The 17,586-nt window shown below is 68.6% G+C and carries 12 protein-coding genes; 10 read left to right on the top strand and 2 right to left on the bottom strand.

Translation table 11 applies throughout. The features are described from left to right. Nucleotides 1-93: 93 nt before the first annotated feature. Both I3V78_RS03775 and I3V78_RS03770 read left to right on the top strand, forming a co-directional pair. Nucleotides 94-1,725 (top strand): protein kinase domain-containing protein, encoded by a 1,632-nt coding sequence (locus I3V78_RS03775; protein ID WP_204484950.1) that lies wholly within the window; start codon nt 94-96, stop codon nt 1,723-1,725. A gap of 21 nt (nt 1,726-1,746) precedes the next feature. Continuing rightward, a complete protein-coding gene (locus I3V78_RS03770) occupies nt 1,747-2,676 on the top strand; it encodes a DUF2381 family protein (protein ID WP_204484949.1) in 930 nt (309 codons plus the stop codon). On the opposite strand, the gene I3V78_RS03765 is transcribed toward I3V78_RS03770, so the two are convergent. Both I3V78_RS03765 and I3V78_RS03760 read right to left on the bottom strand, forming a co-directional pair. Continuing rightward, complete coding sequence (locus tag I3V78_RS03765) at nt 2,664-3,971, bottom strand: hypothetical protein (protein ID WP_239576281.1); 1,308 nt, start codon at nt 3,969-3,971, stop codon at nt 2,664-2,666. The two genes, I3V78_RS03770 and I3V78_RS03765, sit on opposite strands and share 13 nt — an antisense overlap. Before the next feature lie 20 nt (nt 3,972-3,991). Then, a complete protein-coding gene (locus I3V78_RS03760) occupies nt 3,992-5,872 on the bottom strand; it encodes a hypothetical protein (RefSeq protein WP_239576280.1) in 1,881 nt (626 codons plus the stop codon). A 287-nt stretch (nt 5,873-6,159) separates the two neighbouring features. On the opposite strand from I3V78_RS03760, the gene I3V78_RS03755 reads away from it, so the two are divergent. The 8 genes from I3V78_RS03755 (at nt 6,160) to I3V78_RS03720 (ending at nt 17,525) form a co-directional block, all read left to right on the top strand. Continuing rightward, the gene (locus I3V78_RS03755; RefSeq protein ID WP_204484947.1) at nt 6,160-6,759 is read left to right on the top strand and encodes a hypothetical protein; all 600 of its coding nucleotides are present in this window, start codon (nt 6,160-6,162) and stop codon (nt 6,757-6,759) included. Beyond that, entirely contained in the window at nt 6,756-8,120 is a 1,365-nt protein-coding gene (locus I3V78_RS40090) for a 7-cyano-7-deazaguanine synthase (RefSeq protein WP_204484946.1), read from the top strand. Before I3V78_RS03755 ends, I3V78_RS40090 begins: the two co-directional genes overlap by 4 nt. Then, the gene (locus tag I3V78_RS03745) at nt 8,095-9,303 is read left to right on the top strand and encodes an XRE family transcriptional regulator (protein WP_204484945.1); all 1,209 of its coding nucleotides are present in this window, start codon (nt 8,095-8,097) and stop codon (nt 9,301-9,303) included. Before I3V78_RS40090 ends, I3V78_RS03745 begins: the two co-directional genes overlap by 26 nt. A 3-nt stretch (nt 9,304-9,306) precedes the next feature. Further along, nucleotides 9,307-9,867, top strand: a complete 561-nt coding sequence (locus tag I3V78_RS03740) for a hypothetical protein (protein WP_204484944.1) — start codon at nt 9,307-9,309, stop codon at nt 9,865-9,867. Between the two features lie 122 nt (nt 9,868-9,989). After that, a complete protein-coding gene (locus I3V78_RS03735; protein WP_204484943.1) occupies nt 9,990-10,514 on the top strand; it encodes a DUF1440 domain-containing protein in 525 nt (174 codons plus the stop codon). Then, a complete protein-coding gene (locus I3V78_RS03730) occupies nt 10,511-11,728 on the top strand; it encodes a phospholipase D-like domain-containing protein (RefSeq protein ID WP_204484942.1) in 1,218 nt (405 codons plus the stop codon). The genes I3V78_RS03735 and I3V78_RS03730 overlap by 4 nt, the downstream gene beginning before the upstream one ends. Before the next feature lie 158 nt (nt 11,729-11,886). Beyond that, nucleotides 11,887-16,956 carry an AAA family ATPase gene (locus tag I3V78_RS03725; RefSeq protein WP_204484941.1) on the top strand — a complete coding sequence of 1,690 codons (5,070 nt, stop codon included), beginning with the start codon at nt 11,887-11,889 and terminating at the stop codon, nt 16,954-16,956. Further along, on the top strand, nt 16,953-17,525 hold the full coding sequence (locus tag I3V78_RS03720; protein ID WP_204484940.1) for an energy-coupling factor transporter transmembrane component T family protein: 573 nt from the start codon (nt 16,953-16,955) through the stop codon (nt 17,523-17,525). Before I3V78_RS03725 ends, I3V78_RS03720 begins: the two co-directional genes overlap by 4 nt. Nucleotides 17,526-17,586 lie beyond the last annotated feature (61 nt).

The raw sequence follows: 17,586 nt of genomic DNA, 5'->3' as shown, positions 1-17,586 counted from the left end.
AGGCCTCGGCCCGGGCCCGGCCAACCCCCCACGTCCGGGGCTTTTGCCCGCCCCGACGCTAGCCTTCCGCCCTTTTGGGGCGAGGCCACGGCGGTGAACGACACGCGACGACTGGCGCCGGGCACACACGTGGCGGGCTTCGTCATCGACGGGCCCCTGGACGCCGGGGGCTCGGGCACCGTGTACCGGGCGCGGCGCGAGGGCCGGCCCTTCGCCCTCAAGCTCCTGGCCCTGGAAGACCCCCGCGTCGCGCGGGAGATGGAGGCCCTGCGCCGCCAGCGCCACCCGAACGTCGTGGGCTTCCAGGGCTGGGGCATGTGGCCGGACGCGGCGCCGCGCTTCCAGGTGCTCGCGCTGGAGCTCGTGGAGGGCCTCACCCTGGAGGACTGGGCCCGCGAGCAGAACCCCTCCGCGCTCACGCTCGTGCACCAGGTGCTCCTGCCGCTCGTGCTGCTGCTCGCGGACGTGCACGGCTCGGGGGTGGTGCACCGGGACGTGAAGGAGCGGAACGTGCTCGTGCGCCACAAGGACGGCCAGCCCGTGCTGGTGGACTTCGGCGCGGCCTGCCATGCGGACGCGCGGCGCCTCACGCCCCGCCTGCCGCCGGGGACCCCCGAGTACCGCAGCCCGGAAGTGCTGCGCCACGCCCGCGAGTGGACGGGCGAGCCCTTCTCGCCAGGCCCCCCCGAGGACCTGTGGGCCCTGGGCGTGACGCTCTACTGGCTGCTCACGCGCGAGCTGCCCTTCGGCGACCGGTACGGGCCCCTCACCCAGCGCATCCTGAACCACACGCCGCCCGCGCCGCACGCGCTCAACCTCCGTGTGCCCCCGGCCCTGGGCGAGGTGTGCCAGCGCCTGCTGGAGAAGGACCCCCGGGCGCGCTACCCGGACGCGCCCGCGCTCGCCCAGGCCCTGTCCGAGGCGTGGAGCCACGCCGACCGGAGCTGGAACCTGCCCCTGTTCGAGCCGCCGCCCGCGCCCGCGCCCGCGCCCGGTGGCTCCGCGCTCCACTGGAAACGAGGGCCCTGGGGGGCGGCGCTGGTGCTCGCGCTGGGCGTCTTCTGCCTCACCCCACGTCCCGAGTGGTCCGAGCGGCACCCGCCGCGGGAGGAAGGCTCCCGCCAGGAAGTGGCTCTCCCGGGCCTGACGGGAGAGGTTCTCCCGCGTGCGGAACCCCGCACGTCACCTGGAGAGGACACCGACATGAAGACCCCCTCGAAGACCCGCGCCGTGGCGAAGGCCGCGCTGCTCGCTGGCGCCGCGTGCGTGGCCCCGGGCTGCGCGAGCGTGAAGTTCAACCCGCCCCCGCCGCCCGAGGAGTGCCCGCCGGGCGCCCGGGAGACTCACCTGCGCTTCGGGCTCACCGAGCCTGGAAAGGGGGTGTACACGCACAACGTCGAGTTCGTGAGGCTCCGGGAAAAGCCCGTGGTCGTCGAGGAAGGTCCCATCGAGGTGTCGACCTTCGCCTCGTGGTGCGAGCTCGTGGACAACACCCGGCTCATCGGGAGGCTGTTCTTCACCCGGGAGAAGATCTACGGCCGCTTCACCCAGGCCCGTCTGGATGACGGCGAAGTGGTGCCCATCTGCATGGAGCTCGCGCACGCGCGGGCGGATGACGGAGCCATCGGCATTCCCCTGCCCAAGGGCGCCAGGCCCCACCGGGCCACCCTCGACAACTTCCAAGCCGTCCACGTCGTGGACCGCTTTGGCGGCGACTTCCGCTGAAACGCCATCCCGGAGTCCTTCGTGCATTCCGCGTCCCTCCTGCTGTGGTCCTGGCTTCACGTCACTCCGCTGAATCCCCCAGCACCCGGCGAGGCCTGTGAAGACCTTCATGTCGAGCTGGCCCGCCCCCTCAGGCCCCTGGAAGTGTGCATTCGGACGGGTCGGTTGACGGGCTTCGTCTTCGACGTCCCCATCGACGCCGTGGAGGTGCAGGACGCGGTGCGCTTCGTGGAGGTGAACCGGGGTCGGCGCGTGCTCGATCTCATGCCCCCACCCGATCTGCAGGTCGGCGAGCGACTGCGGCTCACCGTGGAGTTCATGGTGGGAGCCACCCGGCGCAGTGTGACGTTCATGCTGGTGGCCCATGCCGAGCGCGCCACCCATCAGGTCCAGGTGTTCCTGGACACGCGGCCCGTGGAAGTCCTGCGACAGACGTTGGAGGAGGAACAGGCGAAGAACCACCGGCTCCAAGACGAGAACGCGCACCTGCGGGAACAACTGGCGCGGCCCCTCGGCCTGGGAGCCCTGCTCATGAAGGACAGGATTGGAACCGGTGGTGTGCAAGCCGCCGCATTGCGGCCCGATACGCCCATCGTCGCGACAGGCGGTCTCGCCTTCAAGACGGGGCGAGCCTTTCGCATCAAGAACAGCGTCACCGCCCAGGTCTGGTTGATGAACGCGGGCTCGACGCCCTGGAGCGCAACAGGGGCCGCGCTGGTGGATGAACAGGGAAAAGAACTCCAGGGGCTGCGAGTGCTTCAGGCGCGGCCCATCGAAGTCGGTAAGCTCGAAGCCGTCGTCGTGGAAACCGATGACCACGCACGGAGCCAAGGCCGGTTGACCCTGCGACTTTGGGACCAGAGCGGACGGGTCATCACCCTCTTCCCCGTGGTATTTCCCGCGTTCGACTCGGACTCGACGAGCCGAGACCCCGAGGCTCAGGAGCGGTGACGGGAAGCGGCGCGGAAGAACTGGGTGAGCGAGTAGTCCAGCACCGACTCGCGCTGACGCATATACCGCCACGCTCGGAGGAACGGCAGCCATACGCGCTGACCCACCCGGACCTGGGCCTCCTGGAGGTTGCGCCGGGGAATCCACTCTCCCCCCAGGTGACGCACCAGCACCTGCCCCAGGTAGGCCCCGATGGCGGGCACGGCGCGCGCGTCAATGCGCTCCTGCGGGAACATGCCCGGGAAGTACTCCACCCAGAACTGCTCATCCACGTCCGTGAGGGAGGCCGGCGTGGCGTCGAACACCGAGGGCACCTGCGTGTGCAGCAGCGCCACCAGCCCCTCGGCCAGGTCGTCGTAGCCGTCGATGGCGCGCGCTACGTCCTCCACGTCCGCGGGCAGCGCCACGGGCAGCCACTCCTCGGGCTCCGGGGGCACCCAGGCGTTGTACCGGGCGATCTGCACCTGGCGCTCGCTCAACGACGTGCGCGCCACCACCCGCTCCAGCAATGGCGCCACATCGGGAGCGAAGCGCGGCACCACCGGCGCGAGCCGGGCACTGCGCTCGTGCAGGGTGCGTCGCACGGTGTCCAGGTCCAGGTCGGGCCGCAGGTGCACGAGGGCCCGCGCCTGGACTTCGCGAGCGTCCTCACGGGCGAAGTCCGTCACCACGGGCCCCAACTGCACCAGCACCGCGCCATCCGGCAAGGCCTCCACGCGATGGGCGGGCGTGCTCAACACCCGCTCCCGCCCCACCTTCTCCACGAGCTTCGCGCTGAAGACGTTGAGCCACGACACCTCGTGAATCGGACCGACGCCGTCATCCTCGGCGGCCTGGGAGTTCGAGTTCCGAGGTGGAACGTCCACCAGGCCCGCATCGGCGATGCTGCCAGCCAATGCCTTGACGACCGGGTAGTGCATGGCCCACTCCCGCACCATCTCCACGAGCGCGTGGCACCGCGTCTCCTCCGTGAAGAAGGACAGGGGTCGCAGTTCCATCGACACCCGCACTTCAGGCTTGAGGGGCGGAGAAAAGATCGTGAGCAACACGTCCAAGGCAGGCGCTTGCGTCCGGGCGAGTTCGATGTGCACGCTGCCCCCGTCTTGGCTCTCCTCCAATGCCTTCCACACCGCCGCGCGGGTGTACTTGCGTCGCCGTTTGCCCGTGACGATGTCTGGCATCCATTCACCCGCGTAACGCTCCAGTGATTGAAGCAGGGGCGTCAGTCCGCGCTCCCCATCCGTTGGGGTGAAGTCGCCCGCGAAGGAGAGCCAAAGGTCATCATCGGCCTTCATTTCGTGGATTCTCAACGACCTCATTGAATGAACACCTCCACGCCGGGCACGGACGTCCGCATCAGTTCAATGATGTCCTCGGCTCTGACCGCGAAGGGTGGTCTGAGCCCACCCCCTTCATAAAAGAGCCGAACCCTGAGGACAGGGATGGTGGTGGACCCGTTCAGCAGTGATTTGAGAGAAGACCGCCGGACATCGAGTGTTTCACCGTAATACGTCAAGGCCTCCTTGGCATCCGACTTCATCTGATTCGTCAGGACACGTGGCGCGAGGCCCGTGAGGTTGCGGCTCTTGAAGCTGAACGTCTCCACGCGCGGTGCGGTCCCCGGGGCCGAGGGCGCTTGCTCGAGCACGAGCACATCCGCGAAGCGCAGTCCCACCTGGGGCTTCCACACGCCCACGTACGTCTCGATGCGCGGCTGCTCGAAGTCTCCCAGGTAGCGGCGCTGTGCCCGAGGCAAGAGCGCATCCGCCCGCAGCCGCTCCACCATCGCGCGCTCGAACTCCAGTCCCCGCGCGAATCCCCCGCGCATCGGCTCGTACGCCGCCCACGTCAAGGGCCCCTTCTCGGCCCGACCCTCCCGCACTTCCGCCAGCCGTGTCTCGTAATAGGCGACGTACTCCGCCCAGCGTGGATGGCCCTGGGCGCCCGGCGGCGGCGCCTCCCGCGACGGCCTGCGCTTCTCCAACGTCCCCACCTCCCGCGCCAGGCGCGCCCCCGTCGCCTCCCCCTCCACCCCCGCCCACTTCGCCTCCAGCACCTCCGCCGTGAGCCCCAGCGCCTCGTCCACCCGCGCCGCCCCGGGCCGCCCCCGGTGCGCCCGCGTCATCCACGCCCGCGCCTTGCCCACGTCCCCCCGCGCCTCGTGCAGCACCACCGCCGCGTCCACGCCTCCCGCCGCCACCCACCGCCCCGCCTCCCGCGTCGCCTGGAGTTCCCGCCCCAACTCCCGCAGGCCCTCCGCCCCCAGCCGCGCCTCCAGCTCCTTCGCCACCTCGCGCAGCGCCTGCATCCGCGCCGCCACCGTGTCGCCGCGCCCTACCGCCCGGCCTCCGGCGTACAGCGCCGCCATCAGCACGCCGGGCGCCAGTTCCCGCGCCGCCCGCTCGTACTGGCCCCGCCCCAACGACGACACACCGCCCACCGTTCCCATCACCAGCCCGTGGAAGCCCAGCGGCACGCCGAACGTCAGCGCGTCCACGCTCCCCACCCCCACCCGCTCCGGCGCGAAGTGCCGCACCCGCTGCTCACGGTCCACCGCGTCCAGCGCCCGCTGGTACGGCGGCGGCAAGTGCTCCCGAATCGCCGACAGCTCCAGGGCCCTCGCCCCGTCACTCACCGGGCTGCTCGCCAGCGCGTCCCTCGCCGCCCGGCCCAGTCCCCGCACCACGTCCCCCGCTCGCTCCTCTCGCTCCGGGTACGCCTCCAGCCGAAGGCCCCGGCGCGCCAGTTCCTCGTGCACCGCGGGCAGGTGCCCCAGCGTCTCCTCCAGCACCTTGTCCCGCGCCAGCCGCCCCAGCACCTCCCGCACGTCCTCGTCCGTGCACGTGTGCAGCACGAAGAGCGCCAGCACCTCGGCCGCCGCGCCGTAGCGCTCCCGGGCGCGCACCAGGAAGGCCGCGCGCTGGCCGTTGAGCACCCCCGCCGCGTCCTCGCGCACCGGGCCCAGCGCCCCCAGGCGCACCGCGCGCCACGCGTCCAGCCGCGCCACGAGCCGGGGCATGTCCACGCCCTCCTGCCGCGCGAGGAACGCTCCCGGCGAATCACCGTCCAGGAAGGGCGCCAGCAAGGCCTCTCCGGACAGGGCTTCCGGCCAACCCGAGGGCGCCTCGCCCTCCCCTGCATCCAGGGTCGCGCAGCCCGTCGCCCACACCACGCTCCACAGCAGGAGCAGTCTCATCCCACGCGCCATGCATTGCCTCCGCTGCTCACGAGCCCTGCGGGCGAGAAAGTGGCGCGTGCACGCAACCCGCCCTAGCGTGCCGTGCTGCTACAGGATGCCTTCGGCCCGTATGAGCTTCAGGGGCGAAGAAGGCTCGTTTTTTCAAGGATTTACGTCCGCCTACGATGTCACGCGGACGTGGTGGGATGACAAAGTCCGGAGCAGATGCCATCATCATGCTCAAGGAACGGACTTTGTCGGCGGGGCGGGGGAGTCACGAACACCAGCGTTGTGGGAGAAGACCCATGCCTGATCGGGACTGTTTCACCGGACTCACTCCGCGGCTGCGACCCGGTGCGAATGCGCTGCTCCGTGTCGCCCGGGGAGGAGAACTCGACCTCGTGCCGGTGGCGAAAAGCCTGCAGCTTCTCCTAAGCGGTGGGGTGTCCTCGCTCCACCCGATGTTGAAGTGCATCACGAGGCTTGGAGGAGACAACTGCCAGGGCCTGTTCCAGGACGACAGCTTCGCCCGCCTCCCGCGTCAGGCCGTGGAACAGATCCACGAAACGTACGGGCGGTCTGGTCGCGTGAACGAATTGCTCTGCCAAGCGGCGGTTCAGTGTTGTGGAGCGGGCCGCTACGACGGCGAAGCACTCGTTCAACGTTTCCTTTGGAGCGTCTTGGATGACGGACTCATCTCGTCGCGCGGCGGCGTGACCGAGCAACTCGCTCGACAGCGAGTGGAATTCTCACCCGAGCGGTTCAAGGAGCCACTCTCACCCGTACTGGCTGCCTTCACGGAGCATTTGCTGCGCCATCCCGACTTCAATCGTCCACGGCTCGCATCGAGATTCATCCAAGCCGTGGACCTGTACGGAGAAAACCTGCTGGAGAGCGCTCCGTGAGCGCGGCCCGCTACAGCGTCGGCGCCTCGGGAGAACTCCGCGTCACGGAGCGCCACGGCGCCCCGCGGCCCCTGGGACGAATCGACGTGGCATGGAACATGCTCACCTGGTGGGGAACTCCGCGCCCCATCGTGAAAGACCTCCTGCACATCGCCACGGCCGTCCACCACATCGACCGGATCGCACCGCGAGAGAAGTCCGGCGATGGCGTCTGGGGCCCTCCACCACGTCGGATCGACGTGGAGTTGCGTGTGTCCGAACCAGGCCACTGGCTCGGAGTGAACGACGAACTGAATCAGCTGCTCCGCTGGCTGACCGATGATGACTGGAACCTGAGCTTTCAGCGCGCCCAGGACGTGCGCCTGACGCAAGAGGATTGCCATCTCGAACGGCTCAAGGAAGCCGAGGAGATCGCGCTCTTCAGTGGGGGGCTGGATTCCCTCGCGGGCGCTCACATCCGCATCCAGGAACATGACCGCCCGCTGTACCTCCTGTCGTCGCTGGGCACTCCAGTGCGCGAGCACTTCCAGAAGCAGGCATGCGCGGCATTGGACGCCTCCCGTTGCCGGTGGATGGGTTTCCAGCATCGCCTGCGCCGCCACGGGCGTCTCATCACCCCGAATCGGACGCGGGGATTCTTGTTCCTGAGCGCTGCGGCGGCCGCCGCCGACACCTTGGGCATCAAGACGGTCTCCACGTATGAATGTGGCGTGGGTGCACTCAACCTGCCGATGAATGGCGCGCAGATCGGTGCGCAGAACACGCGCGCCACCCATCCCAGGACCCTGCGTCGGCTCGAGAGCATCTTGCGGCGTGTCCTGGAGACAGACCTCCGCCTGGAGCTGCCGTTCCTGCTGCTCACCAAGGGAGAACTCTGCCGACGGACAGGCGACGCCCTGGGCAAGCTCGCCCGCGCATCGAACTCCTGCGACGAGACCGAGCGCAGCAAGAAGGATCTCCGCGAGCACTGTGGGGTGTGCACGTCGTGCCTCTTGCGCCGGGCGTCCTTGTACGCGGTACTCGGTGACGCCGACCCCTCGACTTACCGGTGTCACGAGACCCGGCGCAACGGGCGCTACCAGATTGAAGCCTTCCACGCGCAAGCCCGGCGCTTCGCCACCATGAACCGCTATCAGGATCTAGTGGATCATTCACGGACAGTGGATGACGCCGTCGACTACCTCACCACCCGGGGGACGAGCCTGCATCATGCCCAGGAGCAGGTGCTTTCCCTCTTCAAACGCCACGCGGACGAAGTACTTTCCTTCTACCGGGAGCGCTCGCCCAGCGACCTCTCGCCGCGACCACGCCGCTCCCGAACCAAGTCCCCCCACCATGATCTCTTCCCAGCGACTGGGTGAGCGAATCACCCAGGCACGCAAGCGACAGGACAAGACCCAGGCGGAGCTGGCCGAGGCCCTGGGCATCGCTCGGACGACCCTGATCGCCATGGAGAAGGGCGAGCGGCGCCCGAGCAATGCCGAACTCATCACGCTCGCGCAAGTGCTCTCGGTCACCGTGAACGAGCTGCTGCGCGAGCACACCGTGGTCGCGGACGCCGCGCCCCGCTTCCGCATGGCGCCCCGGAGAGGGCGAGACGAAGCCATCGACACGGCGGTTGAGCGGCTCAAGGAGATGGGACGGCAGTATGTCGAGCTGGAACAGGTGCTCTCCATCACCCGGACCCCCGCGCCCCTGGAAGGCGTGACGACCTACCGCGCCGCCACGTCCGTCAACCTCGACCCCCGGCTCGCGGGCGAGGACGCGGCGGCCTTCCTGCGCAGGCACCTGGACCTGGGGGATGGGCCCGTCTCCCAATTGGAGGCCCGCCTGGAACTGGAGGCGGGACTGCGCATCTTCAAGCTCCCCCTGCCCTCGGAAGTCGCCGCCATCTTCCTGTGGAGCGACGTGATGGGCGCGTGTGTCGCGCTCAACCGGCTCCATCCCCCCGAGCGCAGGCGCTGGTCCCTCGTCCACGAGCTGGGCCACTTCTTGAGGGACCGCGAGGCGGGGGACGTGATGCCCCTGCATCTGGAGAATCCGCGTGACCCCTCGGAGCGATTCAGCGAGGCACTGGCCGCGGAATTCCTCATGCCCGCCACCGGGGTGCGCCGCCGCTTCGCCGAGCACCTTCGGGACAAGGGCGCGCATTTCTCCCCCGCGGATCTCATCGCCATGGCGCGCTTCCACGAGGTGTCCTTCCAGGCCATGACCCTGCGCCTGGAGGAACTGCGGCTCTTGCCTCAAGGCACCTATGCACGACTCTTGGCGCGCAATTTCAAGCCGCGCGAGGCCCAGAAGCAGATGGGTCTGCTCCTCGCCAAGGACGAGTTCGAGCACTGGCTGCCCGCGCGCTACGAGCGCATGGCTTTCGAGGCCTATGCCCAGGAGCTGCTCTCGGAGGGAGAACTCGCACGCTACCTGCACTGCGACCGCATCACCGCGCGCGAACGCTACCTCGCGCAGCAAGTGGAGGAGGCAGAGGGCGGCAAGCTGATCCTCAACCTGGGGGAAGACGTCCTCCACTCGGGAAACGAGCCCTAGGCGATGCCTCTGTCCGTCGTCGTCTCCGATACCTGCTCGGCGCTCAACCTGCTCGCCACGGACCGGGCGCTCGACCTGCTTCAGGCCCTGGACTGGACGCTGGTGCTCCACCCCGAGGTGAAGCAGGAGGCGAAGTACCTCCGCGGGCCCCCCGACGAGGAGGGCCGGCCCACGCGCCTCGCGTGTGACTGGGAGCCCCTGGAGCGCGCGGGCCGGGTCCGCGCCCCTTCGGCCGATGACCTGGGTCCTCGCTTCGACGACGCCTTCATCGACGCGGCGGCCTTCCTCACCGACGTGGATGCCAAAGCGGTGGCGCTAGCGGGCACCCTCGGTGTGCCGCTGTTCTCGGACGATGGCAAGGTCCGCAAGATCTTCCACCAGCTCTACCCGGCCTTGGAGCTTCAGGCGACGCTGGCGGTCCTCCGCCGTGCGGCGAAACCGCTGCGGCTGGGCAAGGTGGGAGTTGGTGCTCTCTTGAGTGCCCTCCGGGAGAGGGCGCGGTTCGCACCGCCTCGGAATGATCCCGATCGAGGCTGGTACGAGACGCACCTGTCACGGCCCTGAGCCCGGCGAGCAGGCATCCACTCCAAGTCATTGGCTCCCAGGCCCGCCCCGGTGTGGACCCATGCACACCTTGTCGACAACTCCGGCCCCCCATGTGCCGGCCCAGCCCAGGAGAAGCCCCCATGGCCTTCACCGTCCGCCGTCGTGCGCCCTCACCGATGCTCGACCTCGTCTGTGGGGCCCTGGGAGGCGCGCTCGCCACCTGGGTCATGGGCTACGCCCTGCGGGGCACGATGAAGCGGCTGCCCTGGAAGCTCAAGCGCGAGGCCCAATGGAAGGCCTTCCTCCAAGGGGAGCCCTCCACGGTGAAGACGGCGGTGGCGCTCTTGCGGCCCCTCGGTGTGCAGTTGCACGGCCCGCGGCGCAAGAAGGCTGGCAACGTCGTGCACTACGGGTATGGCACCGCGTGGGGCGCCCTCTACGGCGCGCTGCACCGGCACTTCCCCCAGGCGGGCAAGCGCTTCGGGCTGGGGTTCGGCGTGGGCCTGTTCCTCTTCGGCGACGAGTTCCTCGTGCCGGTGCTCAAGCTCGGCCCCACGCCCAGGCAGACGGCCGCGGGCACCCACTTGAGCGCGCTCGTGGCGCACCTGGCCTATGGCGGCGTCACCGAGGGCTCCTATCGCCTCCTGCGTCGCGCCCTGGCGTGAGGCGTCCTTGGAGGCGGGGCGACCCGCTGCGCCACGCCTCGCTCGGGCACCTGACCCTGGTGCGCGGGCCGCTCCAGCCGGACGTGCCCCGGGCGCTCGTGCCCGATGGCCCGGAGGGCACCTCGGAGACGCTGCGGCTGCTGCCCGGGCATCACGTGGAGCTCGTGTGTGACGGGCGCGTCTTCGACGTCATGGAGGAGGAGATCACCCGGGCGCGCGGGAGCGTCCACCTGTGCCTCTACATCTGGCGTCCGGGAGAGGCGTCGCTGCGCATCGAGCGGGCGCTCGCGGCGCGGGTGCGCGAGGGCGTGGCGTGCCGGGTGCTCGTGGACGCCTTCGGCTCGGGGCCGGGGTTCGAGCGCGAGGTGCGGCCTCGATTGGAAGGCATGGGCTGCGAGGTGCGGCGCTTCCATCCGCCCCGGGTGTGGCATCCCCTGCGCTGGCTCATGCGCAACCACCGCAAGCTGCTCGTGGTGGACGGGAGCTCGGGGCTCACGGGAGGCTGGGGCCTCGCGGACGAGTGGCTCGGGTGGCGCGACACCAACGTGCGCGTGCGAGGCCCCGCCGCGCTGGCGCAGATGCAGGCGGCGTTCTCGCGCGACTGGCAACGCGCTGGCGGCGAGCCCCTGCCCCCGGACAGCTTCCCGGCGGTGCCGTCCGAGGGGAGCGCCCCGGCCGCCTTCGTGCAGAGCCTCGCGCGGCCCGGCGCCGAGCCCGCCGAGCGCATGCTCGCGCAGGTGTTCGACGCCGCGCGCGAGCGGCTGTGGATCTCCAGCGGCTACTTCGCCATCAACGCCACATTCATGCGCCAGCTCGTCCGGCTGCGGCGCGCGGGGGTGGACGTGCGGGTGCTGCTGCCAGGACCCATCAACGACGTGGCCCTGGCGCGCGCGGCCCAGCGCTCCACGTACCGGCCGCTCCTGCGCGCGGGGGTGCGCCTCTGGGAGTACCAGCCCACGATGATGCACGCGAAGACGGCGGTGGTGGACACGCACGGCGCCGTCATCGGCTCCACCAACCTGGATCCGCTCTCGCTCAACGTCCTGGAGGAGGGCTCGTTCGTGGCGGAGGACGCGGGGCTCAACGCGGCGCTGGCCCGCACGTTCCTCGAGGATCTGGCCCAGGCGCGCGAGGTGCGCGCGGTGCATTGGGCCTACACGGTGGTGTCCTGGGTGCGGCGGGCCATCTGGTGGGTGTTCGACCGTTTCGAGTGACGCGCGGAGAGGACGCGAGCGCCTGTCATGGCGAGGTCTACCTGTCAACACCCCTCACGGGGGATGACTCCCGAGGTTCAGACAGGGCAGTGACGCCCGCGGCACGAACGCACGGGGGGCGAACTGTTCGGGCGGGATGGCCATGGTAGGCAGGAGCCATGGTTTCTCCGCGAGACATCCAGGGAGACGACATCATCCAGTGGGCCGGACCCATCGAGGCATCCGCCGTCTTGCCCACGCTGGTACGCAGGTTGCTCCTGGCCAGTGCACCGCTCGAATCCCTCAGCATGCCCGCTGACGGTGGAGTCCGGTTGAAGGGATGGGACGGTGTCGTGACCGCCCACAAGCAAGGTCCATTCTGGCCGGCGGGGTTCTCGGTGTGGGAAGTCTCCGTGGGAAACGGGGTCCGCAAAAAGCTCAACGCGGACTTCGACAAGCGCACGGAGCAGGCACCCGAGACCCTCGACAAGTCACGCACGACCTATGTCGCGGTCACGGCGCGGCGCTTCGGACAGCAGAACAAAGCGGATTGGGTCGAGGAGAAGCGCCAACTGGGTATCTGGGCGGACGTGCGCGTCCATGACGCGGACGTCCTGGCGACGTGGCTGGCGCGGACTCCCGCCGTGGCTTGCTGGTTCGCCACGACCGCCCTGGGACGGCCCGCCACGGACCTCACGGATGTGGAGACGTACCTGCGCGACTGGAGCGGCCGGGGCAGGATTCATCCTGTCCCTTCCGAACTCCTCGTGGCGGGTGGAGAGCGGCGGCGGGCCATGGAATTCGTCCGGTCCGCGCTCTTGGAGTCCCGGCCGCGCGCAGTTCATGTGCGCGGAGAGACACACGAGGAAGCGCTCGGCTTCGTGGCGGCGACGTTGATGGCCTCCGCTCCCGATGAGCGCGAGCGGTGGCTGGCACGAACGCTCATCGTGGAGAGCCGGGAAGCATGGCGCTGGGCCCTGCGCAGCGACCAGGCGCAGCCCCTCATCCTTCTTCCCGCCTTCGCCGATTTCGATCCCGGAGCGGCGTCCACCCGCCACGCCTTCGTGATCGTGCCAGAGGACGCGCGTCACACGGGACGCGCCGACGTCCAGCTCGACCCCATCCCCTTTGACGCTTTCGCCCAGGATCTCATCGAGTCGGGCGTTCGCGCATCGGACGCGGAGCGGCTGGCTCGGGACTCGGGCGGCAAGCTTTCCGCCTACCTGACCCTGGCTGGACACCGCACGTTCGTACTGACTCGCCACGACGAGGAAGGAACGCAACTCGCCCTGCTCCTCGTGGGGGCATGGGCACCCTCGAACGAAAGTGACCGGGAGGTTTTGAAGAAGCTGGGGGCCGAGCCCAAGACAGTGGAGCAGTTCTGCACGGCCATGAGCCGCGAGCCAGGAACGCCCATCATCGCCGATACCCACTGGGGAAGACCCACGTCGTGGCGGTGGACCTCGTCCGCCGAGGCCTGGAAACGCCTCGGGGGCCAGCTCCCCGAAACGATGCTGAAGGACTTCGCTGACGTCGTGCTCGAGGTGCTCGGCGAGCCAGATCCGCGCTACGACCTGCCCAAGGAGGAGCGGAGCCTCGCGCCACTTTTTGGCAAGACGCTTCGCCACTCCATGGCGCTTCGCGAGGGGCTGGCCGAGTCCCTGGTGCGATTGGCACTGAGCGATGAGGAACTCAAGGCCACCCACGGGCGCGCGCTGGGACGCCGGTGGGCGGACAGCATCGTCACGCGCCTGTTGGTCCCGGAGTGGAGACACTGGGCGTCGCTCTCGCCGCTCCTGCCCACCCTGGCCGAAGCGGCGCCCCAGCCGTTCATGAAGGCCCTCGAGACGAGCCTCGATCATGGAGAGCAAGGGGTGGCCCACCTCATGAGGGAAGAGGCCCCGTCCATGCATGGCAGCAGCCCCCATCCCAATCTGCTGTGGGCGCTGGAGACCTTGGGATGGAGCAGTGCTTTGATGCCGCGTGTCGCGGAGGCGCTGGTCCGGCTGTCGGAACAAGACCCCGGGGGGCAGCTCTCGAATCGTCCGCTGCGCAGCCTGACCCAACTGCTCCACCTCGTCCACGCGCAGACGTGTGCATCGCGCGATCAGCTCCACCAAGCGAGGAGAAACATCCTCCAGCGTGCCCCCACGATGGGATGGCGAGCGCTCATGAGCCTCGCCGAGGGGTATCGACGTTTTGGTACTTCACCCTCGAGGCGCCCCGCCTACCTCCCATGGGAAATCCCATCCGAGGGCGCCACGACCGCGCCGGATGAGGGTAGTGCTCAATTGGGCGAATTGGTCGAATTGCTCCAGAGCCATGCGGGGACCCACATTGATAGATGGGTGGACCTGATCAAGCTGAGCACGTGGGTACCAGAGCCCCTGGCCCTGCGGGTTCTGGATGGTGTAGCCATGGGCCCCGCTCTCCACGGAGATGCGAGCGGGAAGATCTGGAACGCATTGAGGGAAGCGCTCGCCCATGCCCATGGTCGAACCCATCAACGGTCCGCCGACCTCCTCAACAGACATTCCGAACTCTACCTCCACCTGACCCCCACGGATCTTGTCACCAGGTGCGCTTGGCTCTTTCAGCGGTGGCCAAAACTGCCTGAACCCAACCCAGGCAGGGCCGAACAAGGCCAACGCGCTCAAGAACTCCGCGAGGAAGCGCTCAGCGAACTTTGGAAGCAGGAGCTACGCTGGGAACTCATCGACCAGTTGGCGACCCAAGCGCAGTGGCCCGAGTCCTTGGGGATGACACTGGGCCAAGCAGCTTTCGCGGAGGAGACCGAAGCAAGACTCCTGCAGGACGGCGGCTCGTGCCACGCACTCACCAGAATCCTTCCCGCGTTCGTGGTCGAGCGCTTCGGCACTCGACAGCAGGACATGCAGTGGCTCAAACACGTTCTCCAGACCCTGATCGGTCAAGGTCGATTGGAGGAGGCAGGACGCGCAGCGGTTCCACTCCGTCCCAGCGCAACCCTCTGGCGGCTTTTGGAGGAAGTCGAGCCTGAGCTGGGGTCACGTTACTGGAGCGAAGTCAGCTGGATTCATGTCGATTCGGCTGAGGAATGGGAATTCGCCATCCGCGCGCTACAGGACAAGGGGCGAGCACACGAGGCGCTCGTAACAACACACGCGGCACAAGGGGAAGTCTCCACAAATACCGTGCTCCATGCGCTTGAGCGGTTCAAGGAGTCCGCGAGCAAGGGCGAGTACGCACATCAGCAAGGCGACGCGTACGTGATTGAACAACTGTTTGGTCGGCTCGACCAAGACCCGAGCATCGAAGTAGAGCGCTTGCTCCTATTGGAACTCTATTTCTTCCCCTTGCTCGAAAATACGGAACGACAAGCGAAACATTTGTACGCGCGGCTCGGGCAACGGCCCGCTGAGTTCGCCATGCTCGTGCGGACGCTCTACCAGCGAGCTGCTCAGGCCGCATCCGCCCGAGAGATCGCAGCCAGGATTCTATCCGCATGGGACGAAGTGCCCGGCCATCACCTGCCCACGCTCGCCGAGCGCGACGCCCACCTTCTGCATTGGGCGGAGGAAGCTTTGGAGCAGACACGCACGAGTGGTCACGAAAAGGAAGGCATCGCCGAGGTCGCCAAGGTACTCGCTCGATCCGATTCGGACGGGACGTGGCCTTGCTTGACCACGCGTCGGTTGTTGGAGCAACCGGGAAGTGAACGCCTCGCGAGAAGCCTCCGCATCGCCAAGCGCAACCTTCGGGGTGTTGTCACGAAGGGCGTCCAAGACGGTGGAGCCCCCGAGCGAAGGCTGGCCTCCCGCTTCCAGTTGGGCGCGGACAGGCTGCGCGGCGACTGGCCGAAGACGGCCGTCCTGCTCGACGAGCTGGCCGAGATGTACCTGCATGACGCCGAGCGAGAAGACGCGGAAGCCCGCAGCGAGCGTCTCAAATACGGCTGGGAGTCCGAAGAGGATTCCTCTGCCCCGTCGAGCGCCTCCGTTCCCGAGCCCACGCCTGCCGACACGGTTGGCCACGGCATCGAGCGGCTGGAGATCCAGGGCATCGCCTCGGCACCCGCGGCGCGCCTGGAGTTCGCGCCCCGGCTCAACCTGCTCGCGGGTGACAACAGCACGGGCAAGACGCTCGTGCTCGACGTGCTCTGGTGGGCGCGGACGGCCACCTGGGCACACGCCATGGCCTGGCCGGGTCCCGTCAAGGAAGGCACGCCCATCGCCACCATCCGCGTGGGGAGCCCGAACACTCCGGACGTGGAGAGCCGCTTCGACGCGACCCGGGAGCACTGGAGCCGACCCGCGAACTGGCCGACGCCTCGCGCCCTCGCGATCTACGCCCGAGTGGACGGGGGCTTCTCGGTCTGGGACCCCATCCGCAACGACACGTCCTCGACTCCTGGCCGGGCCGACATGCTGTCCGCGTACCGCTTCACGCCGGAGGCGCTGTGGAACGGCGTGGAGGAGCACGGCAAGACCTGGTGCAACGGCCTCCTGCGCGACTGGATTGATTGGCAGTACCGGCGCACGGGCCTCTTTGACGCCTTGAAGGACGTCCTGGCGGGGCTCTCGCCCTCGGACGAGCCGCTCCGTCCAGGCACGCCGGTGCGCGTCTCCATGCACGAGGCCCGGGACATCCCCACCCTGGAGCTGTCCTACGGCACCGTACCGGTCATCCACGCCTCGGCCGCCGTGCGCCGCGTCCTCGGACTGGCCTACCTCCTGGTCTGGTCCTGGAACGAGCACCGCGAGGCGGCACGCCTCGCCGGACAGCCCGTGGCCGAGCAGGTGCTCCTGCTCATCGATGAGGTGGAGTCCCACCTGCATCCCAAGTGGCAGAGGTTGTTGCTGCCCGCGCTCCTCCGCGTCATCCAGCGGCTGACGGGAGAGGTCCAGGTGCAGGTGGTGGCCAGCACCCATGCACCCCTGGTCATGGCCTCCCTGGAGAGTCACTTCGAGCGGGAGCGGGACAAGGTCTTCCACTTCGCGCTGGACCAGGGGCGCATCGTCGTCGAGGAACAGCCCTGGGCGATGCAGGGCGATGCGGTGGGCTGGCTCGTCTCCGAGACCTTTGGGCTCAAGCAGGCGCGATCCCGCGAGGCCGAGCAGGCCATCGAAGCGGCGGAGGCCTACATGCGCCACGAGCCCCTGCCCGGCCATGAGACGCCCGAGAAGCTCCAGCAATGGCTCCAGGCGGTGCTCCCGGGGCATGACCCCTTCTGGCCCCGCTGGCTGGTGGCGACGGGAGCGGTGCGATGATTCCGGTGGGCCGTGTCCCGGAGCCACCGGGCTTCCACGACAAGGTCCGCCAACCGGGACGGCAGTGGCTGCTGCGCCATCCCCAGGCGGAGCGTCCGCGTGACCTGTGGTCCCCCTTCCGGGAGAAGCTCGCGGAAGGCTTCGGGCACCGCTGTGGGTACACGGCCATGTGGGAGCTCAGCGGCACGGTGGACCACTTCCGCAGCATCAAGCGCGACCGCTCGCTGGCCTACGAGTGGTCGAACTACCGTTACGCGTCCCAGTGGATCAACAGCAGCAAGCGAGCAGGCGAAGTGCTTGATCCCTACGACGTGGGCGAGGGCTGGTTCGAGGTCCATCTTCCCTCGCTCCAGCTCTTGCTCACGGACAAAGTGCCCGAGGTTCTGCGGGCGCTCGTGGAATCGACCTTGCGGCTCCTGCCGCTCGTCCATGACGAACGCATCCTCCGGTTGAGGCGGGCGTGGTACGCGCAGTACCAGGCGGGACGGCTGTCGCTCGAAGGACTTCGAGTCGTGGCACCGCTGATCGCCAGCGCGATCGAGCGGTCGCGAGAACGTGCTCAAACTTGAACGGACCGCCTGCCCGGCAAGCAACCAATGTCCTCCAGGACGAGGGCCGCGCCACTCGTGC

It is taken from the genome of Archangium primigenium (genome assembly GCF_016904885.1).
Taxonomy (GTDB): domain Bacteria; phylum Myxococcota; class Myxococcia; order Myxococcales; family Myxococcaceae; genus Cystobacter; species Cystobacter primigenius.
Note: the sequence above shows the minus strand (reverse complement) of the source record. Positions and strands in the feature narration are given on the sequence as shown.

Bases quoted from the DNA above. Each gene is read 5' to 3' on its own strand.
- I3V78_RS03765 (WP_239576281.1), bottom strand. From the start codon at position 3,971: ATGAAGGCCGATGATGACCTTTGGCTCTCCTTCGCGGGCGACTTCACC.
- I3V78_RS03760 (WP_239576280.1), bottom strand. From the start codon at position 5,872: ATGAGACTGCTCCTGCTGTGGAGCGTGGTGTGGGCGACGGGCTGCGCG.
- I3V78_RS03755 (WP_204484947.1), top strand. From the start codon at position 6,160: ATGCCTGATCGGGACTGTTTCACCGGACTCACTCCGCGGCTGCGACCC.
- I3V78_RS03745 (WP_204484945.1), top strand. From the start codon at position 8,095: ATGATCTCTTCCCAGCGACTGGGTGAGCGAATCACCCAGGCACGCAAG.
- I3V78_RS03740 (WP_204484944.1), top strand. From the start codon at position 9,307: ATGCCTCTGTCCGTCGTCGTCTCCGATACCTGCTCGGCGCTCAACCTG.
- I3V78_RS03735 (WP_204484943.1), top strand. From the start codon at position 9,990: ATGGCCTTCACCGTCCGCCGTCGTGCGCCCTCACCGATGCTCGACCTC.
- I3V78_RS03725 (WP_204484941.1), top strand. From the start codon at position 11,887: ATGGTTTCTCCGCGAGACATCCAGGGAGACGACATCATCCAGTGGGCC.
- I3V78_RS03720 (WP_204484940.1), top strand. From the start codon at position 16,953: ATGATTCCGGTGGGCCGTGTCCCGGAGCCACCGGGCTTCCACGACAAG.